Raw genomic sequence first — 25,861 nt, forward strand, 5'->3', positions numbered from 1 at the left:
GGCTAAGATGGGGGAGTTGCCCGCGCTCCGGCGCGGTCGTCCACGGGCTGTGGCGCAGCTTGGTAGCGCACTTGACTGGGGGTCAAGGGGTCGCAGGTTCAAATCCTGTCAGCCCGACAGCAAGCCTCGGAGAACCGCAGAAACACGCGGAACTCCGGGGCTTTTTTCATGCCCGGGAACCGATGCGATCGGCGCCAGTCCACCTGACCGCGGACCATGCGCCGCTACGCGGCCTTCCCCAGCTGCGCGCGCAGCGCCTTCTTCCGACGCTTCTCAACTTTCGCGATGACCTCGGCGACGCGGCTCGGCCAGAGATGCGAGTACGTGTTTAGCGTCTCCGTGGCGTCCTTGTGGCCCAGTATCTGTAGCACGAGCATGACGTCCGTGCCGGAGGTGATCGCGTTCGTCGCAGCGACGTGACGTAGGTCGTGCACCGAGTAGCTTGCTGCAGACGGGACGCCCCGCCTCGCCTTGAGCCATACGCGAGACGGTGGGAATGACCCGCCGGCAGCGGTGCGCATACATCGACGGCGCTGACCCTGGCGCCCCTCGCGCGCCGTCGCTGCCGTGATCGCGACCAATCAGAGCGTCATCGACGCCGCGACCCGTGCCGCCAGGGACTAGCCCCACCAGAAGGCCCCGCATCCTCCTTCACGGACGGGCGCGGGGTCTTTCGTCGCTACGAGGTGCGCTTCTGCTGCCTCCTTGCCTTGGTGTAGCAACGCATCATTGTCCAGTACCACGTCATGATGACGACAGCGGCCAGGGCGAAGAACCATATGCGGTATTCGGTGAAGGTATTTCCGGCCCAGATACTGCCTATGAACGCGACGAATGCTGTGACCGTCGTGAGGAGGTGACTGCGCGGACGAGTGATTATCGCGAACCATCCGACTCGGTACCGTTCAGTGGATCCTGTCATGACTGGTCTCTTTCTGACCATCGGCAGCCGCGAAGGTGACAGAACCAGCAGCATCCTTTGGTAGGGAAACCGTGCCCCCTTCTGAGAAGGACGCCCGTAGTCCTTCTCTGGCCGGGGCCACGGCTGTCGCGACGAGAGCGACGGGTGCGGCCTCATCCACCGCATTGGCTGCCGCATCCGCTTGGTCAGAAGCGCTGGCATACGCCGGTGTAAGGCTTGACGTGATCAAAGCAAGCGACGCCACAAGAGTGCTGATCGCAATTTGTCGTCTCTTGACCATTTTGGTCTCCTCGGTATGTCGAGCCTGAATGCGATCCTTTGCGACTCGCCTGGGATGAGCCTATGTTGAGTCGGTCCAGGATGTCTGTCCCCCGTTCGGCGGACATTCCTACCTGAACGCGAGCGGTGCCGCTGAACCAAGGAGGCTTGCGCTGATCACGCCGCTCGTACGGAGCAGTTGATATCCCTCGGGACCTTCGCGAGGATCCCGTCCATGTCCTCGCCCCGATCTCCACCATCCTGTCCCGGCGGCGATCGTCCCATCCGCAGTGAGCGTCGTGTCTCGCTTCGACATGGACGCCGGGCGGAGATCATCTCCCACCCGAGTGGGGTGACCTCGGGGGCCAGTGCTTTTGCTTTCCGAAGTCCCAGGCTTGAAGCGACGAACGCCGCGACGACACGCTCCCGTTCCGCGATGAGCTCAGCGACTCTGGTGCGATCGCGTATCCGACGCGCAGACCGGCCAGGCCGTGTGCTTCGAGAAGGTGTGCGCGACGGCGACGTTCGGGGAACACCGGCAGCACTCGATGCCGACGGGGGAGTTCGTTGAACTGCACATACGCTTCATCGATCACCACGACGGTGTCCGAGGGACGCGGTCTGGGACGGCGTCGCCGACCGTGCCGGTGGGGCTGCTCGGGTGCATACGAGAATCGGGCGGGTGCGGTCGGCGTCCGTGGTACCGCTCCTCGGCGAGGTCACCCCACGGCCGCCGCCGCGCGGGGCCTGGGGCTACGTGCTCAGCACGTCCAGGAGATCGAGACCGTTCCCGGGTAGTCCCAGTCGCTGGGCGACAGGTCTGCGAGCGTCTCGATCAGGGAGCTGGTGATCCGGGCGTCCGGGGCGACAAAGCTGGAGCCGGCTCCACCGCCACCGCCGTAGTGCTGCTCGGCGGGTGGGGTCCAGATCGTGTAGGCGCCGCCTCCACCGCCGGCATAGCCGCCGCCCCCACCGCCCCCGCCGTCTCCGCCGTTGCCTCCCACGTTGCCAGCGCTCGCGGTTCCGTCAAGGCCGCGCACCGTTCCTGGCTGAAACGAGGACCCCACCGGAGGCGTCCCGTATCGTCCCCCTGCTCCCGGGGTCAGACCGTTGGCGCCGCGCCCGCCGTGGATGCCGGCTCCGAGGCCGTCCCCGGCCACTTGCCCGGCATTTCCGCCGTCCGTGCGTATCGTCGGGACGGTCTGGCCTGACCTCACTCCGCCCCCGCCGCCGCCTCCTGCGACGATCAAGGGGTTTCCGGCGAGGAGGATGGCAGATCCTGCGCCACCCCCGCTCCCGCCGGCCACGCCGCCGATGTTCAGTCTGGTCACGCTGGTCCCGCCCATGCCGTAGCCGTCCGCGACGCGAGGCCTGCCGTAGGGATGTCCGGCCTGGCCGGCGACGAGGTCGACGAGCATAGGGGAGCCGGCTGTCGCGATGGTTCCGGTGACGACCGCCGGCATGCCGCCGTACTGGGACATGCCTCCCGAGCCTCCTCGGACGACGAATCGGATGTTCGTCGCGTCCGCGGGGATGAGGACGGTCCGTCGCGCAGCGCTCGTCTCTGTCGCCTCGATGGTGACCGACATCGGCTGGCAGGCGGTGGATGCGGACGCCGCAGGAACGGCGACGGCGGAGGCGATCACAGGGATCGACCAGGCGGCACCCTTCACGATCGTCCGGCGTCCGATCATCTGCTCGTTCGAGGGTGAGGAAGCGCGGTTCACCATGGTGAGATGACCCTCCGGGGGATAGGCGGTGCGGACACGCTCGGGGTCGTATCCGTCACCGCCCTTCCTACCTGAGCGTCACACCGGTCATACAACGTCTACGCCCTCGAAGAGAGAATCTCGCCCTGATCTCGGGACAATCGCTGCGGGATCGCGTTATCGGGCGAGGGCAGGACTTCGAAGCACGTTCGCGTCGAAGTCGATGTGGTGTCCCTGCAGCCACATCATGGACGCACCCCCGTCGCGAGCCGCGCGGCCGAACACGAACGGCAGCATCGCGTCGCGAACGATCCGACCGATAGGCCCGGCGGCCTTCCTGGTCGAGCTTCGACGGCCGTGTTCGACGATCTTCTCGACGCGCTCACGGCGCAGTGCGACATAGGTCTGGAAAGCGCGAGCGGTGTCGGGACAGTCCCGAAGGCACTGCGCGAGAATGACGGCGTCCTCGAGCGACATCGCCGCGCCCTGGCCTGCTGCGGGGGAGGTCGCGTGCGCGGCGTCTCCGATCAGCACCATGCGTCCGCGGTCGTCGTGCCAGTGCTTCACGACCGGCATGTCATAGGTGGCCCACCCGGTGAGCGGTGCGGGAGCCGCGTCCAGGATCCTCAACGCGGGGCCGGCATCGCCGCGCATGAGGGTGCGCAACCAGTCGCGCCATTCGGCATCGGTCATGCCGGAGAGCTTTCCGCGTGCGGGCTCCTCCTTCATCGGCGGGTTCGCGAACCAGACCGTGCCTCCGTCCGGCGTCCTCATCCAGGCGAAGAAGCATCGTGTGCCGAACTGCATCACGAACTCCCGGTCCGGTGCGTCGACGGAGAGGTCTGGGACATAGCCGCCCGTGTTGAGGACGGGGACGTAGCGGGGCGGTGCCGCGGCCGGGTCGATCGCCTGGCGGACCCGCGAGTGGATCCCGTCCGCCCCCACCAGGAAGTCGCCCTCCGCAGAGGTGCCGTCGGCGAAGCGGGCGAGCACGCCGTGGGCGGTGTGCTCCGCGCCAACGAACTCCTTGCCATACTCGACCTGGACGCCGTGCCGGGACGCCTGGTCGGCGAGAGCGCGGTAGAGATCGGCGCGAGGCATCAGCATCGACGTCTGCCCGTCCGGCCGGCGCGCCGCCATCGGCATCCTCCCCAGCGGCCGGCCCTTGCCGTTCACGAAGCTGATGTCGTCCATCGGATAGCCCAGCTCCTCGACCGGACCTGCGAGATCGATCGCGCGCAGGGCGTCCATCCCGTTGGCCTGGAACGAGATCCAGGCTCCGCGGCGGTCGTCGTCGCGGTGTCCTCGCTCGAAGACGGTCGAGTCGATCCCGACGCGGCGCAGGGCCACGGCGAGAACAGGCCCCGCGATTCCGCTGCCGATGATGAGTGCACGCACGATGAGTCCTCCAGAAAGGGCGGGCCCCGCGAGGTGACGGGGGGCCGATGATGAGATAGCTTGAACCTCAAGCAATCATGAAGGGAGGTAGCTTGATTGTCAAGCGAAATGAAGGATGTGATCGACTCTCTCGGCCCGGTGGTCCAGCGCTATCAGGCGGCGGTCGACGACTTCGACCGCGAGACGGCGCGCATCCTCGGGGTGAACCGGACAGATCAGCGTTGCATCGAGGCGCTGGTCGACGCGGGCGACGAAGGCCTGACCCCTCGTGAGATCGCGGATCGGCTGGCGCTCACGACCGGGAGCGTGACGACCATGCTCGACCGTTTGGAGCGGGCGGGGTATCTCACCCGCTCGCGGCATCCGAGCGACGGCCGCCGTCTCCTCGTCGCTCTCACTGCGGTGGCGCGCACGCGAGTGTGGGAGCTCATCGGTCCACACCTCGCGGAGTCGACGGCCGCGGTCTCGGCGCGGTTCACGGCTGCTGAGCTCGACACCGTTCGTCGCTTCCTCGAGATCCTCACGGAGGTGCAGTGCGCTCACGTCTCCGGGCTGCGCGGCCGGGAGTCCTTCACGGCGCCCTCGCGGTCGCCGGGGTGAACGCGGCGATCGTTCGCGGGGAAGGTCCTGTGTGATGTCGCCGGGTAGGCAGACGGGGAAGGCCCCGCACTCTCCGGAGGAGATGCGGGGCCTCGTCGTACGTGCGGCGGCGTCGGCGGTCGGAGCGCCTCAGGGGCGCTCGACGGGCAAGGGGAGTCCAGGTGCCGTTTCCCGCCGCGGTGGGATTACCAGTCGAAGCCTTCGAGGCCGTTCCACGGGACGTTGCCGTCCCAGGGCGAGTTGCTGCCCCAGGCGGAGCTGTTCGCGCTGTTGGGGCCCGAGTTGCTGAGCCAGGGGCCGCCGCCCCCGCGTCCTCCCGACATGTTCCCGATGGCGGCGCGCCCGTTCGAGTTGATGTGACCGTGGTGTGAGTCGCTTCGAGGCGGCCCCGCGTTGGCCGCAGGGGCGAGGGCCAGCCCGGCGATGAGCGCGAGCGCTGCACCGCCACCGCTGACGGCAATACGCATCCGGATCTTCATGATGGAGTCCTTTCTCGAGTGAACTGCGGTGATTCTAGAATAATTAGATGCCGTCTAATATGTCTGTAGACCTTTTGGGGGACAGGCTCGTGGGCGCCTCGCGGTGCACCATCGCGGCGGATCTTAGGGCCTGGGACGCCTCGCGTCGAGGGCCTGGGCAGGCGCCTGACGACGGGGGAGCATCAGGAAACGACGACCTCGGAGGCGCCCATGGACCTCACCGGCGACGCGCTCCCGCGGGTGGGGACGCTGGCGGAGCTGACCGACCTCGTGCGGACGGAGCCCGATCTCTGCGTGCGGTATTCGGCGGGACCGGGCCATGACGCCAGGCAACGCAGCATGGACACGGAGAGCGGCCTGGAGCTGCCGGGGCTCTCCGTCAACCCGCTCGCGGCTGAAGGATGGTGGACGCGTCCGCTCGAGGACTGGCTGGCGCGTCAGCTCTGTCAGTACAAGCACCTCGCAGAACGCGACCCCGAGCGTCGAGCGTGGATCCTCCGCGGGGTGATCGTGGGGCGCGGACCGGATTGCGAGCCGCTGCTCGGAGACGTCGCGCCGGTCGCCGTGCTCGACCCCGCTCTCCTGGCCGAGGCCGAGGTGCGTTACCAGGCGCGCTTCGACGCTGGTGTCGGCCCCGAAGACCGTGAACAGGACAGCGGGGTCGGCGCGGCGGTCGTCCTCTCCCGGCTGTCGTCCGCCGACGCCGCCGAGGTCCTGACTCTCCAACGGGCGGCGTTCGTCTCGGAGGCGTTGATCTATGGCACAGCGGACATGCCGCCCCTCACCCAGACGCTGGGCGAGCTCCGGGCCGAGCTCATGGACACCACGGGATGGGCGGCCCGGGAAGGGGCACGCCTGGTCGGGGCGTTGCGGGCGAGGAGAGCCGACGACCTGTTGCTCATCGGGCGGATCTCGATCGCACCGGACAAGCAAGGAGAGGGGATCGGGCGACTCCTGCTGGAGACGGCCGAGCGGGCCTCGGGGGCACGCGTGGCAGAGCTCTTCACCGGCAGCCTCAGCGAGGCGAACATCCGCCTGTACGAGCGGTGCGGCTATCGGGTCACCGAACGGGTCGACCAGGGGGACGGTACGGCGCAGGTCTTCCTGCGCAAGCTTCTCGACCCCGTGGCCACCTGACCGGCGACCGGGCGCTCAGGACCGTTCGACGGGCAGCCACAGCTCGCACGTCGCCGTCCGGAAGTCCGCCGCGCGGTCGAGCACGGAGACGATCGACGGTCCCGGACGAAGGCGCCACGGGTTGGAAGGGAACCAGTCCGTCGCCGTCGCGGCCCAGATCGTCTGCAACGTCTCGGGATAGGCGCCCGCGCTGCGGAAGACGGCCCAGTCGCCGGCGGGGATCTCGATCCGGTCCAGGTCGTCCGGCACGGGCGTCTCCTCCGTGACGGCGACACCGTGGAGATAGGTGAGCTCGCTGCCCTCCGCGTCGTCCGGATCGATGTCGGCGCTGACCTGGAGGAGCCCCGTCGGCTCGGTGGCGCTCAGCGCCTTGAGGCGGTCGTGCGCGGTCATGGGGAGTGCTGCGATATGGGCGGTGATGTGCGGGTTGACGCCTCGGTGGATTAGCGGCACGCGGGCGGCGTGGCCGATCAGCGCGAAAGCGGGGCGGGTGACGATGCGGGTGTCCATGGGGGTGTTCCCTTCGACGGTCAGGCGGAACCTGAGTTGCGGTTGTGTGCGAAGGGGGGCCGTCGGCCCCGGCGGACGTCGCCGGGGCCGACGCCGTGAACGCTGCGGAACGCTCGGCCGAAGGCCTCGGTCGAGCCGTAGCCATAGCGCACTGCGATCGCGAGCAGATCCTCATCGCCGAGCAGGTCGGCAGCGGCAACCGACATCCGTCGCCGTCGGATGTACTCGGACAGCGGCATGCCCGCGAGCGACGAGAACATCCGTCGCACGTGGTACTCCGTCGTGCCCAGAGCCCGCGCGAGGCTGGCGACGTCGATGTCGTCGGCCAGACGCGCTTCGACGAACTCGACGAGACGATTGAGAATCGAGATCACGGTTCCTCCTTCTGACTTCAGACTCGTCGCAGATCGGGCTCGCTGCCCGACAATCGCCGTCCGCTTCTATCGTCTCCGCTCGCGTCTGCTCTCGCGAGCAGAGACCGACCCTCGGGTGCGGGTTTCGGCTACGGTCCCTCGGAGGGACGCATGAGCGAAGAGGATGGCTCCCGCGACGGCGTGACCGATGCTCTGGCGAACGTCGTCCTGTTCGTCGTCGCCGCCCTGGTGTCCCACATCGGCTACTTCGCGCTGACTCTGCTGGCTCTCGCCAGGGTCCACCATCGCGCGCTCACGCCGCTCTTGCGTCGCTGGCGTCCGTCCGACGGCATCGCTGTCGGCGTCCGGTAACGCTCAGGCCACCTTCGGAGTGGCACGCACGCCGAAGTGCATGTATTGTTCTCCGGTCTCGAGACGGTAGAAGACCACGGCCTCCCAGTTCTCCGAGTCCTTGAGCCGGAGCGCGAACTCGTTCTCGCGCACCGGGACGAGCACGTACTCCTCGACGGGGTGCGGGTCCAGTTCGGCGAGAGGGCCGGTCTGGGTCATCCGCATCCGCAGCGAGCTCTCGTGCTCGAACACCTCGGTGCGGACTCCCGCGCGGTCGTAGATGCCGACGAACGGAGAGAGGTCCGGGGCATAGGGGACGGCGGGCGGAGTGAAGCTCTCGGGCATCGCCACGCCGGCGAGGTCCTGGAAGATCTCGCCGTAGAGGCGGTGATAGAGGTCGCGCGCGTTGCCGCCGTTGGTGAGGAGGGTCACCGCGAGGCCGGCCTCCGGCAGGATGCGCAGGAACGCCGACTGGCCGATCGTGTTGCCGTCGTGGCCATAGAGGCGATGCCCGTTCCAGTCGAAGAGGATCCACCCCACGCCCCAGGCGTCGCCCAGCGTGTAGGGGTTGGGCATGTCGACCTGGCGTTCCTGCATCTGCGCGACGGACCGCTCGGACAGGACGCTGGTGCCGTCGGCGGCGAGGCCGCCCTCGAGGTGCATGCGCGCGAAGGCGAGGACGTCCGCGGCGCGGGAGCTGATCAGCCCGGCGGGCCCCATGGAGCGGGGGAGGATCCACGCCGGCGCCAGATGCGTGCCGTCGTCGTCGACCGTATGACCGCTCGCGGCGGCGTACATGATCGTCTCCTCCGGGAGCGTCGTGGTGTAGCTCAGGCCGAGCGGGGTGTAGACGAGGTCGCGCATCGCCTGATCCCAGGTCGTGCCGGTGACCTTCTCGATCACGCGCCCGGCCAGCACGAAGCCGGAGTTGCCGTAGGACATGGTCGCGCCGAGAGGGTGGTTCTGCGCGACGCCGTCGAGATGCGCCACATACTTCTCCAGGCAGTCGTCGCCGCGTCCGGTGTCGGTGAACACGTCGCCGTCGATCCCGCTCGTGTGGCTGAGGAGATGTCGCATCGTCACAGAGGCGGTGACGTCCTGGTCCGAGGCGCGGAACTCGGGGACATAGTCCGTGACCGGTGCGTCGAGGTCGAGGAGTCCGCGGTCGACGAGCGCCATCACCGCCGTCGTCGTCCACACCTTGCTGATCGAGCCGATCTGGAAGACGGCGTCGTCGGTGGTCTCGATGCCGGTGCGCACGTTGAGGATGCCGTGATGGGCATAGACCGGGTCCTCGCCCAGACGGAGGATGCCGAGGGTCGCTCCGGGGACCTTGTACTCCGTCGCCAGTGCGTTGAGCCGCTGCTGCCAGTGCGTGGCGTCGATCCGGGTCCGAGCGCCGTTGTCGGTGGTGGAGGACATGGGTTCACTCTGCGCCGCGGCCTCGCGGTGCGGACTGTGCAGAACTCCGAACATGGCGGGGATCTCTGTCCTCGACGCCAACAAGCGCCGATGGGTTCCTCGGCGGGAGCGGAGGTCGCCGTTGCACGCACATTCCCATACACTGGTCTGGAAATGACGAAGAAGTCCTCGGGTGCCGGCCGCCCCCGCACGCCCGCGATCGACGAGGCGCTCGTCGCCGCGTTCCAGGAGCTCATCACCGAGAACCCGCTGCTCCAGCTCAGCGTCCGGGCGCTCGCTGAACGCGCGGGCACCACGCGAGACGCCTTCTATCGCCGCTACGTGTCCCTGGGGCACTTCCTCATCGAGGTCATGCTCGGGCGCTACGCCGTCGACCCCTCGGAGGACACGGGCTCCCTGGCCGGCGACCTCCGGGTGACTCAACGGGCGCAGCGGGAGATGTACACGGATCCGATCGCCGTCGGGCTCATCCCGCTCGTCCTCGACGCCTGCTTCCGTGACCCGATCGCCGCCGAGGCCTTGTCGACGCGGTTCATCCGTCCCCAGCGCGAAGCGGTCAAGAGGATCCTCGACCGGGCGGTCGCCCGGGGCGAGATCGCGCCGGTGGCCGATCCGGACTTCGTCGTGGACCAGCTCTACTCGCCGATGCTGTTCCGGGCGACGCTGCCGGGGATGGCACCGATCGACGAGGCATATGAGCAGACGATCGTCTCCTCGGTCCTGCGCGGACTCGGGGCCGAGGAAGACGCACACACCGAAGGGAACCGTCCATGACCGCCGCCCCGCCTGACGCCCTCGACGGATATCTCGCCGCCCTCGACTCGGAACGACGGGCGGTGCACACGGCGCTCGTCGGCGCTGTCGCCCTGCGCGCCTCCGAGAGTCCTCGCGTACACGACTTCCTGTTCATCCCCGGCCAACGGCATCCGCGGTTCGAAGACAGCGAAGAGGTGTTCTGGCGAGCGGTACGGCAGCTGATGCTCGTCGAGCCCGCGGGCCGAGACGAGGTCCCCGTCGCCTGGATCGGCTATGACGTGGCCAACCGGTTCACCGGACGCCGAGAGGCGCAGGGTTTCCTGCTGACCGACCGTCGCGTGGTCGTCAAAGACCAGGTCGACGGGGTCTTTGGCACGGCGACTCCTCGTCAGTTCCCGCTCTTCGTGGGGCAGGACGGCATCGCAGGATCAGCGGTCGAGATCGCAGGGAGCGTCGTCGCCTCCTACGACTGGGACGCGGCACGTTCCCTCGTCGACGGCAGCACGGAGCGTGGGCTCGGCCTCCTCCTGGCCGAGCTCCTGGTCGCGATCCTCGAGGCGCTCACACGGCTCCGGATCGCGCTTGCGCCCGCACCCGTGGCCGCCGCCGACCTGCGCGGGCGGGTGCGTGAGCTCGGCCTCTCGGACGCGGCGAAGCTCCCGGACGACCCGAGGCACGTCAAGCACTTCGCGAAACTCCAGAAGAAGCTCCCGCTCGAGTCCGGCGAGCGCGTTCTTCTCGCCTTCACGGGCAGCACCCTCGCCGGCGTCTACGGGCTGGTGCTCACTGATCTCGGCGTGCGCTCGAAGGACCTGGGGGAGTACCCGGTCTTCACCCCCGCCGGCGAGATCGTCGCCGACGCCGTGCGGATCGACGACCGCAGCGAGCACCGGCTTCTCCTGGCCCCCGGCGCAGCCCACGAACTGCCCGCCACCCTGTCGGAGCGGCAGGCGGCGGCCCTCGCCACGCTCGTCCGCGAGTGGAGCGAGGGGAAGATCGTCGACGGGGAGCGAGGGTGAACGCCGGGACCGCCACCGTCCGGGTGAGGGGCAGCGCCTAGGCCTTCGCCCAGGCCTCCTCGACCGGGATCGGGAGTCCGAGGACGTTCTCCGCCGCACGATGGCCGGAGAGGAGAGCCGCGGGAACCGTCGCGGGATCGTCGGTCCAGGTCGCCTCGCCCGCGAGGTGGAGGACGCCGCCGATCGGGCGGGCGAGGTCGTCGTGGTCTGAGGTGACCGATCCCCGCGTCATGTAGGCGTAGCTGCCGCGAGCGAAGGGATCGTCCTGCCACGCGGTCACCTGAACCGCCGTGGGACGCGCGACGCGATCGCCGAAGAGTCGACGGAGCTGCTCCAGGACCGATTCCGCCACCCGGTCGGGACTCCATCCGCGGATCGCCTTCGCCGCAGGCCCTGCGGCGAAGGTGAGCAGCGTCGGTGTTCCGTGCAGACGGCTGAGGTCGTACCAGGAGTGCCACCAGCGTCCCTGGGGTCCCTGTTGGCGGATGGCGTACACGTCCTCGTCCCAGAAGCGGGCGGGGAAACGGAGGAAGACCTTCTCGAAGGCGTTCATGCGGAGGCGTCCGAGGGTTTCGGCGATCGGCTCCGGAAGCGGAGGGTCGAACGCGAGGGCTGCGGACTGGAGCACCCCGACGGGCACGGTCACCACGGCTCCGTCCGCGGTGAACTCCCCGCGATCGGTGACGATCTCAACCCCTCTCGCCGACCAGCGGACGGTCGACACCACGTGGCCGAGCCGGATGTCGAGCCCTGTGGCGAGGGCGAGGGGCAGCCGGTCGTAGCCGTCGGGGAAAACGACCTCGTCGCCCTCGATCGCGTCATCGTCGAGACCGTGCGCGGCCAGATCCTCGATCCACGCGCCGTACTGCTCCTCTGAACGGTGCTCCAGATACTCGCGGACGCGCTGCGTTCGATCAGCGTCCCAGCCTTGGAGGGCGAGCGCGGCCTCGGTCGCGTCGCGATAGGAGGCGTCCGGCGCCGAGCTCGCGACGGTGCCGAGCAGGGCGGCGTCGACGGTACGGATGTCGTCGGCGAAGGCCGTCGCGGCGGTGTCCGCAAGCTTGGTCCCGTCCGGCCCGTAGTAGGCGATCGGTCGGCTGTCGGGCTGATATCCGCCGACCGTGAACTCCGTCGTCCGCATCCCGAACGCTGCGGCCGCCGCGGCGACCGGGCTTCCGTCGATCCCGTGGATCCACGAGGCGCCGAGATCGGTGGCCTCGCCGTTCGCGCGGTCCGTCCAGACGCGTCCGCCGACGCGTTCTCGCGCTTCGAGCACGACGACCCGACGGCCGGCCCGCGTCAGCAACCGTGCCGCGGTGAGCCCGGAGACTCCCGCTCCCACCACGATCGTGTCGTATCGCTCCACCTCGGACCTCCTCATCGAGGCGCCTCGCGGCGCGTTCCGATGCTAGTCGGTGAGCGGAGAGCGGCGGCGCAGGATGCTCGTGGCGGTGAGGGCGAGCGCGTGATCCGGATGCGCGGTCAGCGCGTCGAGCAGGCTGCGCGCGGTCGGTCCCGGGACCTCCGCCAGGGCAGCGGCGAGCCGGAGCCGGGCGTCCGGTTCACCGGCGTCCAGCGCTGCGGACAGCGCCCGCACGGCGGCGGCCTCGATCTCCGGATGTGTCGCCACGAGGAGGCCGAGGACCTCGGCGGCCTCGATGTCGTCGTCGCCGCTGGCGATGAGCGAGACCAGAGCGGGGATCGTCTCGGCATCGCCGTGCGCTCCTCGCTCCAGCGTCGCGCGGTTCGCGATCGTCGGGTCGGGGTGCCCCGTCGCCGCGGCGATCGCTGCGCTCGCGGCGGGATTCCCCAGCTTCACGAGGGCGGTGAGCGCGCGGCGGCGGCGACCCGGGTCAGCGGCGTCCAATGCGGCGGCGAGGGAGGGGACTGCGGCATCGCCTGCGCGGGCGATCGCCCAGTGCAGAGCGCCGGCGACGTTCGGATCGGTCTCTTCGAGTGCGGCCTCGACGAGCACGCCGACATCGACGGCTCCGTCCTCGGAGAGCGTGAGGGCGGTCCGCTGTCTCTCGGAGGGGCTGCCGGTGTCGAGGCCTCGGAGGAGGCCGATCGTCCGGAGCACGTCGGACCACGCGGTGGGCGCGCTCTGCCGGACACGGGTGAGCCGGCGGAGAAGCTCCTCGTCGCGGGCGATCCGCTCCGCGGTCTGTGCGAGGAGACGGTCGACGACGCGTGCGGGGGCCAGGGAGGGGTCGTCGAACGCGTCTGCGATCTCCTTCAGGCCGAGTCCGAGCGTGCGGAGCCCCTCCACGTGAAAGAGGCGCCGCACGTCGTCCTCGGAGTACCGGCGGTACCCGCCGGCCGTCCGCGCGGTGGGGCAGACGAGGCCGATCCGGTCGTAGTGCCGGAGCATCCGCGTGCTGACCCCCGACCGTGCGGAGACCTCGCCGATCAGCATGCGCTCATTCGCCGACCGTCGGCGCCGCGCGCAGCGCGCTCAGGCGTCGTGCTTCGTGGAGCGCGGTGTCGAACCCTTCCTCGGGGTCGCGCACGATCCGCTCGGTCGCGATCGCATGGAGCCGGACGGCGGAGTCCGGCGACTCCGCTGCGCGCCGGAGCACGGGACCGGCCGTGTCGCCCAGCTCCGCGAGGGCGCGGCTGAGACTGCGCTGCAGCTCGCGATCGCCACGGCCGAGCTGCGTCGCCAGCGTCTCGGCGAGCTCCGGACGCGCCTCGTCCGGCGCGAGGCCGACGGCGGTGCGCCAGGCGGCGCGAGCCACCTCGTCGTCAGGATCGTGCAGGAGGGCGTGCGTGAGGGCGGGCCAGGCACGTCGATCGCCGATCTTCGAGAGCGTGTGCAGCGCCTGGCTGCGCGCCTGCGGAGTCACGGAGCGGAGCTCGGCGAGCAGGCGCGGGACCGTGAGATCCGGGTTCTGACGGGTGAGAGCCCAGGTGAGCATGTCGCGGACGAAGAAGTCCGGCTCCTCGGCGTTTCGTGCGATGAGCACCGGCACGAATCCCGGTTCCGGATGTGTTCCTGCGCTCAGCGCGGCCTGCAGCCGCATCGAGGCGTCGGGCGCGGCGAGGGCGTCGGTCAGCCGCGTCGTCATGTCCTGGTCGTTCCTGGTCATCGTGACCACCTCCTGGGTCCATCTCAGACCTTGTCACAGTGACAAGGTCAAGTCGACGTGGAAGCAGGGACGGACGACACGCGGACGAGGGTCGAGCATAGGGTCGTCGCGCCGCAGGGGCAGCCCGGAATGGCATTGCATGCCACGAAGGCCGCGTCAAGGTGCTGGCGGACCCGTGGCGGCAGGGCTGGAGTGGGCTCATGACACCTCGGGAACAGGAACGACCGGATGTCGCCGACGCCTCGGACGAGACCTCGACGGGTGCGGAGGGCGGATCGGAGAAGAAGAGCGGCGGCCTCCGCGCTGCGCTCCGCACCATCGGACCAGGGGTCGTCACGGGAGCGGCCGACGACGACCCCTCGGGAGTCGCCACCTATGCGCAGGCAGGAGCCACCTATGGCATGGGACTGCTCTGGACCGTGCCGGTGTCGCTTCCGCTGATGATCGTCGTGCAGGAGGCGTGCGAGCGGATGACCTACGCGAGCGGCGATTCCTTCGGCGCCCTCATCCGCCGGCGTTTCGCCCGTGGCGCGCGGGTCTGGATCGCGATCCTCCTCGCCGCGCTGCTCGTGGCCAACGGCGTCAACGCGGCGGCCGACCTCATGGCGATCGGACAGGGCATGGAGCTCGTCCACGCCGGTCCTGCGCCGCTGTGGTCGCTGCTGGCTGGCATCGTCATCACCGTGGTCGTGGTGCGCGGCTCTTTCGCCTGGATCTCGAGGATCTTCAAGTGGCTATGCCTGGCGCTCTTCTCCTACGTGGCCGTCCTCGCGGTCGCGCAGGTCGACTGGGGCGAGGTGCTGGCAGGACTCGTCGGGGCCCGGCTCGTCATGGAGCCAGGCTACCTCGGCCTCGTCGTCGCCGTGCTCGGCACCACCATCAGCCCGTACATGTTCTTCTGGCAGAGCGGGCAGGAGGAGGAGATGATGCGCTCGCGCAGCGAGGACGGAGACGCGCGGACGCAGCGTCTGTCCGCTCGGCCGGCCAAGGACGCGCGGCGAATGCTCCTGCTCGGACGGATCGACGTGATCACGGGGATGCTCTTCTCCGTGGCGATCATGTTCGCGATCATCGTCGGGACGGCAGCCACCCTCGGCGAGGAAGGGAGCCCGGTCGGGACCGCGGCCGAGGCCGCGGCCGCGCTCAAGCCGATCGCCGGAGACTATGCAGGGATCCTCTTCGCGCTGGGGTTCATCGGCGCAGGCATGCTCGCGGTCCCTGTGCTCGCCGCGTCCGGCGCCGCGGGGTTCGCCGCGCTCCTCGGCAAGCCGTGGAGCCTGGACCGCAAGCCTCACCGGGCGAAGACGTTCTACGCGCTCCTGCTGTGCGGGCTCGTCCTGGCGATCGTCCTCGCGCTGCTGGATGTGAACGCGATGGACCTCCTGGTGATCTCCGCGGTCGTCAACGGCATCGCCGCGGGGCCGTTCCTCATCGTCCTCATGCTCGTCACGGACGACCGGCGGATCATGGGCAGGTACCGCAACGGTCGCGTCGCTCGTGTTCTCGGCTGGCTGACGGCGGCGATCATGTGCGTCGCGGGCGGGTATGGCTGCTATTACGTCCTCTTCGGGTCCTAGGCGCCCTCCCTCGACGTCATCGGATCATCGAACGCGCCGTGCGGAAAAGCGTCCTGTCAACCCCCTCGCGTCGCTCCTCGCGCCAGGGGACCCTGGGACAGGAGACGACGAAAGGAGTGAGCATGAGCGAGATCTATGACGAGGGTCTTCTCCCGCCTCATGTGCACCGTCAGCGTGCCGGCCGGGAGGGCGCTCCCGCCGAGGAGGAGGGCCGGGAGACGGCCGATCCGCCAGAGGAAGCGGGCGGATCGGCCTCCACGGGTCCTGCGAACGAGGACGACACCGAAGGCGGGGCGCGCCCTACCGAGAGCGAACCTGCCGAAGGTCACGGCGGCTCCGCCGGGAGCGAGGCGGACGATGACTCCGGTGCCGCGGGGGTGCACAGTCGTGCACACGGTGACGGGGGCCTCCTTGAACCCCCGGACTGAGGTCGTGGCGGCGTCAGGGGCCGTGTCGGCGTCAGGGAATCATCCCGTTGTCGTCCACCTGCATCTCCACGACCTTGGCCGGTTCGGGGATCAGGCGCAGGCCTGCGGGCGTGTTCGCGAGATGGCTGAGCGCATCGACCCAGAGCCGGTTCAGGGGCGGGCGTCGACTCCCATGGAACTTGAAGACCAGGGTGCTCGACGGGTGTAGCCACACCGAGGTCCGACCGTATCCGATGCTCGGGTCGTCGGTCCAGGTGAAGTAGAACGGCTCCCCACGCCGGAGCTTGTTCGCGATGACCATCTGCAGATGCGCGAGCTCTCGGTCGTCGAACTCGGCTCGAATCTCACCCTCGTAGAAAAACCGGCCCATGCAGCGCCCTCCTTGCGTGCCGAAGTGCTTGTCCGTGTCCGTCCCCGGTTCCCATCTTCCTCCGAGTGCGATCAAATAGCAGGGCATTGACATCCCCCATCGCCTCCGGTAGCGCTCAGGCGCACGGAGCAGGAAGGAAGGCCCATGGGCACCATCTACTACGGCGGTGGAGAGACGCCGATCCACATCGAGGACCACGTCCTGGCTCACCTGAAGGTCGTCATCGCGACCAAGCTCCGGCGGAACGAGAGCTTCACCCTCTCCTTTCAGCACAACGAGGACGAGGCGCCTGGCCGGACGACGATCTGGCTGCACCCCTCGATCCCGCTGCGCTTCGAGTTCGGTGAGTCGGAGGGTCCGGCTCTCGACGGGCATCTCATCCGCGATCTCGCACAGTCTGCGAACACCTCCGGGGGGATCGCGCTCAAGCAGGAGCACATCCTCCGGGCGACGGGGCGGGCGGGTGAGGAGGCCTCGGACGCCGAGACCGCGGACGACGAGGAGAAGAGCGAGTAGCGGCGATCACTCCCGGCCCGGCACAGCCGAGCCGGGAGTGTCCTCGGCCAGCGGCGGGACGTCTTCGCCCGCGGTCTCCTCGGGGTACCCGTCCCGCCGCTCTCCGTCCACATAGGGCGCGCTCGGCGGAGCCTCCTGTGCTTCCTCGAGGTCCGGATCGGCGGGGCGGTCCTCGTCGGCGGGTTCCCCGCGCTCGATCGCCGGCTCTCGGTGCTCGACACTCATCGGCTTCGCTCTGTTCGGATGGATGGCGTTCAGAGGGATGGTGTTCAGAGGTGGCGGCCGCCGGTGACGGGGAGGATCCCGCCGGAGACGTAGGACGCGTCCTCCGAGGCGAGGAAGACATAGGCGCCGGCGAGCTCCGCCGGCTGTCCTGGCCGCCCGAGCGGGGTGTTCTGGCCGAAGCCGGGGAGCTTCGTGGGCCATCCGGTCGCGGGGATCAGCGGAGTCCAGATCGGTCCCGGCGCCACGCCGTTGACGCGGATGCCGTTCTTCCCCTCCTGCTCCGCGAGCATCTGCACGAAGGCGACGAGAGCCGATTTCGTGAGCGCGTAGTCGAACAGACCCGGCGACGGGTCGAAGCCCTGGATCGAGGTCGTCACGATCACGGAGGACCCGGGGGAGAGGCGAGGCAGAGCGGCGCGGACGAGCCAGAACGGCGCGTAGAGATTCGTCTTCATCACGCGGTCGAACTCTGCCGTCGGGATATCGGCGATGTCCTCTCGGTTGCGCTGGTACGCGGCGTTCAGCACGAGGATGTCGAGGCCGCCCAGGCTGTCCGCCGCGTCGGCGACGAGATCGGCGCAATGCTGCTCGTTGGTGACGTCTCCCGGGAGCAGGATGCCCTGCTTTCCCTCCGCGCGGACCCATTGCACGGTCTCCTCCGCGTCCGCCTGTTCCTCGGGGAGGTAGCTGAGGGCGACGTCGGCGCCCTCGCGGGCGAAGGCGATCGCGACGGCGCGGCCGATGCCCGAGTCGCCCCCGGTGATAAGGGCGCGACGGCCGGGGAGCCGCCCCGATCCGCGGTAGGTCTTCTCGCCGTGGTCAGGGCGGGGCACGGTCTCGCGGAGGAGCCCCGGCTGACCCGTGTCGACCTCCGGGGGAGGATCGAATCGGTGTTTCGATCGCGGATCTGTCATCTCGTAGCTCATGCCCGGGAGGATAGTTCGGGCGGCGGATCGCACGGAGGGGGTTGACGGCGATGGCTGCTCGTTGCATGGTTCGTTCCCTTGCCTGTGTGCGTCACTGCTGCCGGCAGCGTCCCGTCAGTCCTCTGCGCCCCTGTCAACCTCCTCGTGCCGTCACGGCATCACGGGCACCGTGGAGAACCGGCGCCGATCACGCCGGGCACAGGACACGGAAAGGAGCTGGCCATGGGGCTCGCAGACAAGGCCACGCACACGGCGGAGGAGCTCGCAGGAAGAGCGAAACGGGGACTCGGCACGGCCATGGACGACGAGGAGCTCGAGGCGCGCGGTGAGGCCGAGGAGGCGGAAGCGGACCGCGAGCGGGCCATCGACAAGGCCATCGACGCCGCGGAGCGCGAGCAGCGCGAAGAGGACGAGTTCGGAGACCGGGACTGAAGCGGCAGGCGACGTCCGTCTCGTTCCGGACGGACGTCGCCCTTCCTCACGCATCCGGCGCTCTGCGCCATGCCGAGGGTCCGGCCCTAGATGGGCCGCACGCGCATCCCTCGAGGGGAGATGGCTGCCGCCGGGCGCCTCGATGTCGGGCGGGCCGCCGATCGCCGGGAACTGCACGACCGATCCGGTGAGATGCGCCTCGGCCTGGCCGGGGAACCCGGAGTAGAGCTCCCTGGTCGCGGGGATGTTCCACAGAGCAGAGTCTGCGCCGGGCCGTCCGGGAGCCGGGACGTTGTGCATGGTCGGGCCCAGGATATTCCGCCGCAGCGTCTCGTCCCACGGGACGGGTCTGGCGGCCTGGATGCGCTCCGGGGACCATGTCGGTGCCAAACGGGCCATGGGGAGCAGGGGGAGCTTCCCAGGGCGCACAAATAACGACTTCGATACGGTCGTTGCATGAATGAACGATTAGATGCCCGTGCCCTTCTGCCTCTCCGTGACCGGGTGAGCGCGCCGATCGAAGCTCGCCTGCCCGCAGATGCCGAGGGGCTGCGCTGGCGACGGATCGCTCGTGAGGACGCGGCTCTCCTTCTCACCCTCCAGCGCTCGTGCGATGCGGTGGACGCTCCGAAAAGCGTCACCACAGCGGAGGAGATCGAGGAGATCTACGACACGCCCGGACTCGATCTCGCGACCGACACCGCGATCGCGATCGATGAGGGCGGGGCCGCGGTCGCGTACGGCATGGCGACGTTGGGTGATGAGCATGCCACCGTGGTCTGGCTGTCCCTCGACGGCGGGGTCCACCCGGACCGGCGGGGAGAGGGGATCGGGGCGGCGTTGCTTGCCTGGCTGGAAGCCCGCGGCCGACAGATCCTCGCAACGCGCGATGAAAGGCTCCCCGGCTGGCTCTCGACCGGAGCGGAAGAGCACTCGACTGGGGCCATCGCGCTCATGCACCGTCATGGCTATGAGACCAAGCGCTGGTGGCTGGAGTTGGAGCGTCCGCTCCATGAGCCGCTTCCGGACGTCGCCCTCGATCCTTCTGTCCGTCTCGAACCGTACGGTGAGTGGAGGGAGGCGACGCGGCGTGCATACAACGAGGCGTTCCGCGATCACTGGGGCTCCCAGCCTGCGAGCGAGCGCGAATGGGTGAAAGAGGAGAAGAAAGCCGGTGCCCGCCCTGACCTCTCCTTCGTCGCGATCGCGCCCGGGGCGGACGGGGCGGAGGAGGTCGTGGCCTTTGTGATCTCCGAGGTGACACCGGAGGACTGGGAGGCGCGTGGGAGCTCTTTCGGATACATCGAGCTGCTCGGTGTTCGCAAGGCCTGGCGCGGACGCGGTCTCGCCCCTGCGCTGCTCGTTCGGGCCATGGCGGGGTTCCGTGCCGAGGGACTCGCCGCCGCCGTCCTCGACGTCGACGCAGAGAGCCTGACAGGAGCGGTCGTTCTATACGAACGTCTGGGCTTCCGCACCGTGAGCCGCTCAGTGAGCCTTGTCAAGGAGGTCTGACCCGCGGTGATCCTCGACGGGCAGCGGAGTGGTTCAGCCTGGAGACCAGGTGCGCAGGACGGGGAGATCCGGTGCCCGGTGCTCCAGGCGCTCCCACGCGTCGAGGAACCGCGCGCGCACCTTGGCGGGCGGCCACGGCTCCGTCCGGAGCTCCGGCGGCAGCAACGGATCCACGGTCAGCCCCTGCCCCAGGCCCTCTGCGAGACGAAGCGCGTATGCCATCTGCTGGGCGCGGCCGGCGTCGAGGGCGGGGGCCCGCGCCTCGTCGAGGAACTGGGAGAGGGCGTGGTACGCGGCGATCGTCTCGGCGGCGGGCCAGAGCCTCTCTGCGACGGCGAGCGGGGTCTCGCATCCCGGCCCCACGATCTCGGTCGCCGTCGCGGTGTAAAGCTGCCGAAGGGTCTCTGCAGGGAGTTCTCGCGAGAGGTCGGACCAGAGGTCGTGGGGGGTGACATAGACGCCGGGGGTCAGGGGGGCGGTGCCGAGGTCGACCAGCGTCCGTCGGAGCGCATCTCGGGTCGCGCGCTCCTGCTCCGGGATCGAGAAGGTGTGCAGGCGCCAGATCCCATCCCAGGCGAGCGACCCCGCGTCCTGAGCGTACGCGAAGGCCACGGCACGCGTGTCTGCGGCCAGGCGCTCGACTCCTGCGGGCAGCAGTCGGATCAGACCCCGTCGCCCCCGTCCCTCCTGGATGAGGACGCCGGCATCCGCGAGGCGGCGGATCGCGAGCCGGACGGCCTGCTCGGCGACGCCGACAGCGAGGCCGACGTCGTAGACGAACGAGAGCGCCGCTGTGCCCGAGGCGTCGAAACAGCACTCGACGACGGTGCGGGGGGCGACATCGAGGGCGCTCATCGGGCCGCCTCGCCCTCGGGCGTCCCCTCCCAGGGATAGCCGTGATCCCGGAAGGCTGCGGCGATGGTGGCCCGTCCTCCCTCGACGTCGTCCTCGAAGAGCACGCGTCCCTCGGCGGCCTCGATCTTCACCTTCCCGGCGCGCTGATGCACGCCGGCCACCTGGCTGCGGGCGATGATCCGTTGGTCGTCGCCCTGGATGACGACGATCTGTCGGTCCGAGATCCGCAGGATCGCGCTCTCGTGGGTGAGGAAGAAAGCGATGACCAGGCCGATCAGAGCCAAGACCGCAGGGCGTCCGACGACCATGATCGGCGCCTCGATCGAGCCGAGGAAGGTGAGGACGTCGAGGAACGGGATCGGCAGCTTCGTCGCCCACGACAGCAGCCAGGGCAGGATGAGCCCGAGCCCGACGCCGGCGAGCCCGAGGGTCACCCAGAGGAATACCTTGGTCTCGGTGGTCATCCGCAGCACCGTCTCGCGATCGTCGTCCGCGGGGGAGGGTGGGGCAATCTTTTCGTTCATAATATAAACGATCGTAACAGTAGCGATAGTAATTGACCTCCGAGGGTTGCCCGCCGGAACGGCCGTGTCGTCTCCCGCGGCCGCGTTCCGGCGCGATGATGGAGATGCAGGCGGAGCGGAGAGGAGCCCAGCGTGCATGCATCGCCCCCGGACCGGGAGGCCGTCGAGCGGGCGGTCCTTCGCGCGGTCCGCGACTTCGGAGACGCGCACGACCGGATGAGCAGCGGCATGAAGCTCGGGATGGACATGAACATCACCGATATCGCGGCACTGCGCCTGCTCATCATCCGTGAGGAGCAGAGGCGTACGGTCACTCCTGCCGACATCGCGCGGCATCTGCGTATCTCGACCGCGTCGACCGCGAAGCTCCTCGACCGGCTCACCCTCTCGGGACATGTGCGTCGCGAGCCCCATCCCACCGATCGTCGGGCGCGGTCCGTCCTGCTCACTCCTGCCGCGAAAGCCGAGTTCTTTCGACTCTTCGGGGAGCGACTGGCCGTGATGCGCGCCGAGCTCGCCGCGTTCGACGACGACGAGCTCGTCGCCGCCGCCCGCGTGCTCGACGCCCTGGGCCGTGCACTGGACCCGGGCAGCGCTGGGGCCTGACGAGCGCTCGGTCCTCAGCGTGGCGGGTCGTCAGGCCGGTCGCCGAGCGCCCGCTCCCAGGAGGCCGCCGGGCCGGGCATGACATGGAACAGCGGGTGCGGGGTCGGTGACGTCGAGGCCCAGCTCTCCGCGTCCTGTGCGCTGCGGAGGCGGAGCTTGTGTCCGAGATGCTGCCATTCGAACATCAGCTGTCCCTCGGTGACCTCGAGCGCGGGCGCGGAGGGCTCGACGACCTCGTCCGGAGAGGGGCGCGGGCGATCGATCCTCGCGCGATCGAAGCGGTATCCGCGATGGTCCGCCTCGTCGGCGAGGGTGGCGAGATAACGGCCGATCGTCTGCAGCGGATCGTCGGCCGCCCGGAATCGCTCCAGCTGCGGGTGATGGCGATACCCCCGGGTCCGCTCGGCGAGCACCGCCTGGGCGAGGAGGGTCTCTCGCCAACAGGCCACCAGGCCTGCGCGATCGAGGTGCCGCGGGTGGAGCGACCAGATCCTCATGCCTGGGGCCCCTGTCCTTCACCCGATCCGCTCTCGCCCTGATCCCGAGCGAGGCGGGAGGGCCACCAGATCACGCGTCCGAGATCGTAGGCGAGCGCGGGCACCAGGAGCGACCGGACGACGAAGGTGTCCAGCAGTACGCCGAAGGCGACGATGAACGCGATCTGCACGAGGAAGAGGATAGGGATCACCGAGAGCGCGGCGAAGGTGGCGGCGAGGACGAGGCCGGCGGACGTGATCACCCCGCCGGTGATCGACAGGCCGCGGACGATCCCCTCCCTGGTGCCGTGCCGCTTCGTCTCCTCGCGCACCCGGGTCATGAGGAAGATGTTGTAGTCGATGCCCAGGGCGACGAGGAAGACGAAGCCGAACAACGGCACCGCAGGGTCCGCGCCGGGGAAGCGGAAGACGCCGTTGAACATGAGCGCGGCGACCCCGAGCGCGCTTCCGAACGAGAGCACGGTGGTGAGCATGAGCAGGATCGGGGCGAGGATCGAACGGAGCAGGAGCATGAGGATGATCAGGATCACCCCGAGCACGATGGGGATGATCAGGGTCCGGTCGTGGATCGATGCCCGGTCGGTGTCGACGGAGGTGGCGGTGGCGCCGCCGACGATCGCTCCGGTCGGGGCGAGTGCGTCGCGGAGGAGGAGCACCGTGTCGGCGGCTTCATCGGAGTCCGGTGCATCCCGGAGGGTCGCCTGGAGGAGGATCCTTCCATCGCGCACCGTCGGCTCGGGCGGGGCGGCCCCAGGCGGCCCCACGGTCGCGATGCCATCGGAGGTGATCGGCGCCGAGCCGCTCGGCGAGTCGGTGCTCGTGACAGCGACCTCCTCGATGCCGTCTGTGCTGGCGACGATGTCCGCGGTCTCTTGCAGCCTGACCTCGTCGACGAGGACGTAGACGGGGCTGCCGGAGCCGCCGGGAAAGTGCTCGCCGAGGACCTGCTGGCCTTCGCGGGCATCGGAGCGGCCGAGTACCAGCTCGGACTGCGGCACGCCCTGGGCGTCGAGCTGTGAGACGCCGGCCGCGGCCAGGGCGAGGACGGCGGCGGTGACCACCCAGACGGTCCGGGGGCGGCGTCGGACGAGCGTGGCCACCCGGCTCCAGAGACCGGTCCCCGGCGCATCCGTGCCCCGCGCGTCGGGTTCGAACCGTGGCCGGCGCGGCCAGAACGCTGCTCGACCGAACGCGAAGAGCAGGGTCGGAAGGAGCGTGAGCGCAGAGAGCATCGCGAAGACGATCCCGATCGCGGCGACCGGGCCGAGCGTGCTGTTGGACTTCAGATCGCTCAGCAGCAGGCAGAGGAGCCCGGCGATCACGGTCCCGCCGGATGCGAGGATCGGCTCGATCGATCCTCGGACCGCTCGTCCGACCGCGAGGCCACGGTCCTGTGTCCGTCGCAGCTCCTCACGGAACCGTGCGACGAGCAGCAGCGCATAGTCGGTGGCGGCGCCGATCACGAGGATGAACAGGATGCCCTGGGTCTGGCCGCTCAGCAGCAGCACTTCAGCCTTCGCGAGCCACCAGACGACGAGGAGCGCGGTGCACAGGGCGAAGAGGCTGGTGCTGAGCACCACGATCGGCAGGAGTGCCGAACGGTAGACGAGGATGAGGATCACGAGGACGGCGAGCAGGGCGACGCCGAGGAGAAGCCCGTCGATTCCGGCGAAACCGGCGGCGAGGTCGGCGGTGAAGCCCGCGGGGCCGGTCACGAACGCGCGGATGCCGTCGGGAGCCTCGGCGTCGAGCGCCGCGCTCAGGGTGCGCACCTCGTCGGCCACCTCGCTCTCGGCATCGAGCGGGACGAACGCCTGCGCCGCACGGGCGTCATCGGAGAGGATCACCGGCGAGGTGTCCGTGGCGATCCCGGCCTGTGTGAGGGCGACAGCGAGTCCGTCCTGCAGGGCGGCGCGGTCGGCCTCCTCGAGAGGGCGGTCCGCGCGAAAGACCACGACGGCGGGGATGATGTCCTCGCCGAGGAAGTCGGGGAGGACCGCGTTCACCTCGGTGGCCTCGGCGGAGGAGGGCAGATAGGCGGTGCGGTCGTTGGAGGAGACCTCGGAGACCTTCCCGAAGAGCGGGCCTCCCATGCCCGCCGCGGCGAGCCAGGCGAGCACGATCAGGGCGGAGAGGAGAGGGCGCCACCATCGTCGCGGCGATCGCCGCGCGCGTGTCGTTTCCACCCGGTGACCGACCTGGGACTCGGGAAGGGGCTCATTCATCGCATCCGCCTATCTTTTGCTAGAAAAGCTAGTGAAAAGGGTAGCAGGCGCCGGCCGTGGCCCGTTGCGGCGAGGGAAGGATTTGTCCTCAACCATGGTTGAGCTTCTAACGTGAGGGAAGGGCGTCGCACCCCTGGCGCCCGGATGAGAGGACACGATGACCGTCACGAGCGCGGAGATCTCCGACCAGTTCAAGGGCGCTTTCCGCCATCATCCGGCAGGGGTGTCGCTGGTCTCCGCCGCAGCGCCGGACGGCCTCGTCGGCCTGACGCTCTCCAGCGTCGCCTCGGTCAGCGCGGATCCCGCCGTGCTCGTCTTCTCCGTCACTAAGGCCACCGGCAGCGCAGGCGGCATCCTCGCCGCCCCCAGCATGGTCGTGCACTTCCTCGCCGTCGGCCAGGAAGGCATCGCCGATGCCTTCGCACGTTCCGGGCAGCCGCGGTTCACCCCCGATCAGGGGTGGCGGACTCTTCCCACCGGCGAGCCCTATCTGCCGGCCGCTCGTGCGGCACTGCGCTGCACTGTCCGCGAGACGCTGTCGGTCGGTGGATCAGCCCTCGTCCTCGCGGACGTCCTCGAGGTGCTGCCCGGAAGCGAGGGCGACCCGCTGCTCTACCACGACCGTCGCTACGACCGACTGGCTCTCCCGTCCTGAGCTTCGTCGTTCTGAGCCCGTCCCCTGAGACCTCCGTGCGGGACGGCTCCGATGAAGGCGGGCTCGACGAGAGGGGCTTGCCCTCCGCCCGAGGGTGGGCGAGGGTGGAGACATGACCGTCGCCTTGCTCCTCCCCCTGCCGGTGCCCTTGGCTGTCGGCGAGGTCGTCGAGCTCGACGGCGCGGCCGTCGGTGAGGCCTGGACGCTGCGCACATCGCCGGGTGTGCGCTACGTGTTCCCTGTCGCCTCCGTGGTCGTCCCGTCGGGTCGGGCACGGGTGACCTCCTGCACGATCCGGGTCGACGAGGCAGGCGAGGCGCTCACCGAGCTGGCGCTCGTGTCGCTCGGCGCCTTCCCCGACCTCCCGGCCGCGGGGGCGGGCATCGCCCTCTCCGGTGCCGAGCAGGCGGCGGCCACGGCGGGAGCCCAGGCCGCGCAGTGGGGCGGGATCGATCGTCCCCCGAGGGAGACCGCCGAGCGGTTCTGGTGAAGCCGTCGGCGTCGGCGTCG

28 protein-coding genes, 1 tRNA gene and 1 pseudogene are annotated in these 25,861 nt (G+C 69.4%); 14 read left to right on the top strand and 16 right to left on the bottom strand.

Annotated features, from left to right (window positions below; genetic code table 11):
• Positions 1-43: 43 nt before the first annotated feature.
• Positions 44-117 (top strand) — tRNA-Pro (locus ACP15J_RS00135).
• A 107-nt stretch (positions 118-224) separates the two neighbouring features.
• Here the strand turns inward: ACP15J_RS00135 and ACP15J_RS00140 are convergent.
• The 3 genes from ACP15J_RS00140 to ACP15J_RS00150 all read right to left on the bottom strand — a co-directional run bounded on the left by ACP15J_RS00140 (position 225) and on the right by ACP15J_RS00150 (position 4,287).
• A complete protein-coding gene (locus tag ACP15J_RS00140) occupies positions 225-434 on the bottom strand; it encodes a tyrosine-type recombinase/integrase (RefSeq protein ID WP_197220457.1) in 210 nt (69 codons plus the stop codon).
• A gap of 1,507 nt (positions 435-1,941) precedes the next feature.
• Positions 1,942-2,910: a hypothetical protein gene (locus ACP15J_RS00145; protein ID WP_424936030.1), complete on the bottom strand. Its 969-nt coding sequence runs from the start codon at positions 2,908-2,910 to the stop codon at positions 1,942-1,944.
• Between the two features lie 156 nt (positions 2,911-3,066).
• Entirely contained in the window at positions 3,067-4,287 is a 1,221-nt protein-coding gene (locus ACP15J_RS00150) for an FAD-dependent oxidoreductase (RefSeq protein WP_424936029.1), read from the bottom strand.
• Positions 4,288-4,395: 108 nt separating this feature from the next.
• On the opposite strand from ACP15J_RS00150, the gene ACP15J_RS00155 reads away from it, so the two are divergent.
• The gene (locus ACP15J_RS00155) at positions 4,396-4,887 is read left to right on the top strand and encodes a MarR family winged helix-turn-helix transcriptional regulator (protein ID WP_424936028.1); all 492 of its coding nucleotides are present in this window, start codon (positions 4,396-4,398) and stop codon (positions 4,885-4,887) included.
• A 185-nt stretch (positions 4,888-5,072) separates the two neighbouring features.
• Here ACP15J_RS00155 and ACP15J_RS00160 read toward each other — a convergent pair whose 3' ends face one another.
• Positions 5,073-5,366 (bottom strand): hypothetical protein, encoded by a 294-nt coding sequence (locus ACP15J_RS00160; RefSeq protein WP_424936027.1) that lies wholly within the window; start codon positions 5,364-5,366, stop codon positions 5,073-5,075.
• A 210-nt stretch (positions 5,367-5,576) separates the two neighbouring features.
• Between ACP15J_RS00160 and ACP15J_RS00165 the strand changes: the two genes are divergently transcribed.
• Positions 5,577-6,503 carry a DUF6098 family protein gene (locus ACP15J_RS00165; RefSeq protein ID WP_424936026.1) on the top strand — a complete coding sequence of 309 codons (927 nt, stop codon included), beginning with the start codon at positions 5,577-5,579 and terminating at the stop codon, positions 6,501-6,503.
• A gap of 15 nt (positions 6,504-6,518) precedes the next feature.
• Here the strand turns inward: ACP15J_RS00165 and ACP15J_RS00170 are convergent.
• Positions 6,519-7,387 (bottom strand): annotated as a pseudogene (locus ACP15J_RS00170) (AraC family transcriptional regulator).
• Between the two features lie 150 nt (positions 7,388-7,537).
• Between ACP15J_RS00170 and ACP15J_RS00175 the strand changes: the two are divergent.
• Positions 7,538-7,738: a hypothetical protein gene (locus ACP15J_RS00175; protein WP_197220206.1), complete on the top strand. Its 201-nt coding sequence runs from the start codon at positions 7,538-7,540 to the stop codon at positions 7,736-7,738.
• 3 nt (positions 7,739-7,741) lie between these two features.
• On the opposite strand, the gene ACP15J_RS00180 is transcribed toward ACP15J_RS00175, so the two are convergent.
• Entirely contained in the window at positions 7,742-9,139 is a 1,398-nt protein-coding gene (locus tag ACP15J_RS00180) for a serine hydrolase domain-containing protein (RefSeq protein ID WP_424936023.1), read from the bottom strand.
• A 153-nt stretch (positions 9,140-9,292) separates the two neighbouring features.
• On the opposite strand from ACP15J_RS00180, the gene ACP15J_RS00185 reads away from it, so the two are divergent.
• Together ACP15J_RS00185 and ACP15J_RS00190 are read left to right on the top strand one after the other, a co-directional pair.
• Entirely contained in the window at positions 9,293-9,913 is a 621-nt protein-coding gene (locus ACP15J_RS00185) for a TetR-like C-terminal domain-containing protein (RefSeq protein WP_424936022.1), read from the top strand.
• Positions 9,910-10,914 (top strand): hypothetical protein, encoded by a 1,005-nt coding sequence (locus tag ACP15J_RS00190; protein WP_424936021.1) that lies wholly within the window; start codon positions 9,910-9,912, stop codon positions 10,912-10,914. The genes ACP15J_RS00185 and ACP15J_RS00190 overlap by 4 nt, the downstream gene beginning before the upstream one ends.
• A gap of 37 nt (positions 10,915-10,951) precedes the next feature.
• Here the strand turns inward: ACP15J_RS00190 and ACP15J_RS00195 are convergent, their stop codons facing one another.
• From ACP15J_RS00195 to ACP15J_RS00205, 3 genes are read right to left on the bottom strand one after another with little or no spacing between them, the layout of a single operon-like run.
• Entirely contained in the window at positions 10,952-12,295 is a 1,344-nt protein-coding gene (locus tag ACP15J_RS00195; protein ID WP_424936020.1) for a flavin monoamine oxidase family protein, read from the bottom strand.
• 27 nt (positions 12,296-12,322) lie between these two features.
• Positions 12,323-13,330 carry a MerR family transcriptional regulator gene (locus ACP15J_RS00200; protein WP_424936019.1) on the bottom strand — a complete coding sequence of 336 codons (1,008 nt, stop codon included), beginning with the start codon at positions 13,328-13,330 and terminating at the stop codon, positions 12,323-12,325.
• A gap of 4 nt (positions 13,331-13,334) precedes the next feature.
• Positions 13,335-14,003, bottom strand: a complete 669-nt coding sequence (locus ACP15J_RS00205; RefSeq protein WP_424936018.1) for a HEAT repeat domain-containing protein — start codon at positions 14,001-14,003, stop codon at positions 13,335-13,337.
• A 200-nt stretch (positions 14,004-14,203) separates the two neighbouring features.
• On the opposite strand from ACP15J_RS00205, the gene ACP15J_RS00210 reads away from it, so the two are divergent.
• The gene (locus ACP15J_RS00210; RefSeq protein ID WP_424936017.1) at positions 14,204-15,580 is read left to right on the top strand and encodes an Nramp family divalent metal transporter; all 1,377 of its coding nucleotides are present in this window, start codon (positions 14,204-14,206) and stop codon (positions 15,578-15,580) included.
• A gap of 122 nt (positions 15,581-15,702) precedes the next feature.
• Complete coding sequence (locus ACP15J_RS00215; RefSeq protein ID WP_424936016.1) at positions 15,703-16,008, top strand: hypothetical protein; 306 nt, start codon at positions 15,703-15,705, stop codon at positions 16,006-16,008.
• 31 nt (positions 16,009-16,039) lie between these two features.
• On the opposite strand, the gene ACP15J_RS00220 is transcribed toward ACP15J_RS00215, so the two are convergent.
• Positions 16,040-16,378 (bottom strand): hypothetical protein, encoded by a 339-nt coding sequence (locus ACP15J_RS00220; RefSeq protein ID WP_424936015.1) that lies wholly within the window; start codon positions 16,376-16,378, stop codon positions 16,040-16,042.
• A 144-nt stretch (positions 16,379-16,522) separates the two neighbouring features.
• Here ACP15J_RS00220 and ACP15J_RS00225 point away from each other — a divergent pair, with 144 nt between their 5' ends.
• Positions 16,523-16,894 (top strand): hypothetical protein, encoded by a 372-nt coding sequence (locus ACP15J_RS00225; RefSeq protein ID WP_424936014.1) that lies wholly within the window; start codon positions 16,523-16,525, stop codon positions 16,892-16,894.
• Positions 16,895-16,900: 6 nt separating this feature from the next.
• Here the strand turns inward: ACP15J_RS00225 and ACP15J_RS00230 are convergent, their stop codons facing one another.
• Together ACP15J_RS00230 and ACP15J_RS00235 are read right to left on the bottom strand one after the other, a co-directional pair.
• Positions 16,901-17,119, bottom strand: coding sequence for a hypothetical protein (locus tag ACP15J_RS00230; RefSeq protein ID WP_424936013.1), 219 nt, complete (start codon positions 17,117-17,119; stop codon positions 16,901-16,903).
• 44 nt (positions 17,120-17,163) lie between these two features.
• Positions 17,164-18,045, bottom strand: a complete 882-nt coding sequence (locus ACP15J_RS00235) for an SDR family oxidoreductase (RefSeq protein ID WP_424936012.1) — start codon at positions 18,043-18,045, stop codon at positions 17,164-17,166.
• 222 nt (positions 18,046-18,267) lie between these two features.
• Here ACP15J_RS00235 and ACP15J_RS00240 point away from each other — a divergent pair, with 222 nt between their 5' ends.
• Both ACP15J_RS00240 and ACP15J_RS00245 read left to right on the top strand, forming a co-directional pair.
• Positions 18,268-18,477, top strand: coding sequence for a hypothetical protein (locus tag ACP15J_RS00240; protein WP_424936011.1), 210 nt, complete (start codon positions 18,268-18,270; stop codon positions 18,475-18,477).
• Between the two features lie 456 nt (positions 18,478-18,933).
• A complete protein-coding gene (locus ACP15J_RS00245) occupies positions 18,934-19,989 on the top strand; it encodes a GNAT family N-acetyltransferase (protein WP_424936010.1) in 1,056 nt (351 codons plus the stop codon).
• A 33-nt stretch (positions 19,990-20,022) separates the two neighbouring features.
• Here ACP15J_RS00245 and ACP15J_RS00250 read toward each other — a convergent pair whose 3' ends face one another.
• Positions 20,023-20,844 (bottom strand): hypothetical protein, encoded by an 822-nt coding sequence (locus ACP15J_RS00250; RefSeq protein WP_424936009.1) that lies wholly within the window; start codon positions 20,842-20,844, stop codon positions 20,023-20,025.
• On the bottom strand, positions 20,841-21,368 hold the full coding sequence (locus tag ACP15J_RS00255; RefSeq protein WP_424936008.1) for a YqeB family protein: 528 nt from the start codon (positions 21,366-21,368) through the stop codon (positions 20,841-20,843). Before ACP15J_RS00255 ends, ACP15J_RS00250 begins: the two co-directional genes overlap by 4 nt.
• 132 nt (positions 21,369-21,500) lie before the next feature.
• Here ACP15J_RS00255 and ACP15J_RS00260 point away from each other — a divergent pair, with 132 nt between their 5' ends.
• Complete coding sequence (locus ACP15J_RS00260; protein ID WP_424936007.1) at positions 21,501-21,974, top strand: MarR family winged helix-turn-helix transcriptional regulator; 474 nt, start codon at positions 21,501-21,503, stop codon at positions 21,972-21,974.
• A gap of 14 nt (positions 21,975-21,988) precedes the next feature.
• Here the strand turns inward: ACP15J_RS00260 and ACP15J_RS00265 are convergent, their stop codons facing one another.
• Both ACP15J_RS00265 and ACP15J_RS00270 read right to left on the bottom strand, forming a co-directional pair.
• Positions 21,989-22,471, bottom strand: coding sequence for a pyrimidine dimer DNA glycosylase/endonuclease V (locus tag ACP15J_RS00265; RefSeq protein WP_424936006.1), 483 nt, complete (start codon positions 22,469-22,471; stop codon positions 21,989-21,991).
• Complete coding sequence (locus ACP15J_RS00270) at positions 22,468-24,696, bottom strand: MMPL family transporter (protein ID WP_424936005.1); 2,229 nt, start codon at positions 24,694-24,696, stop codon at positions 22,468-22,470. The genes ACP15J_RS00265 and ACP15J_RS00270 overlap by 4 nt, the downstream gene beginning before the upstream one ends.
• Before the next feature lie 157 nt (positions 24,697-24,853).
• Between ACP15J_RS00270 and ACP15J_RS00275 the strand changes: the two genes are divergently transcribed.
• On the top strand, positions 24,854-25,351 hold the full coding sequence (locus ACP15J_RS00275; protein WP_424936004.1) for a flavin reductase family protein: 498 nt from the start codon (positions 24,854-24,856) through the stop codon (positions 25,349-25,351).
• A 112-nt stretch (positions 25,352-25,463) separates the two neighbouring features.
• Positions 25,464-25,841, top strand: coding sequence for a hypothetical protein (locus ACP15J_RS00280; protein WP_424936003.1), 378 nt, complete (start codon positions 25,464-25,466; stop codon positions 25,839-25,841).
• The last annotated feature ends 20 nt before the right edge of the window (positions 25,842-25,861 follow it).

Origin of the sequence: Microbacterium sp. S308A+, from assembly GCF_049800815.1 — a bacterium.
GTDB lineage: Bacteria > Actinomycetota > Actinomycetes > Actinomycetales > Microbacteriaceae > Microbacterium.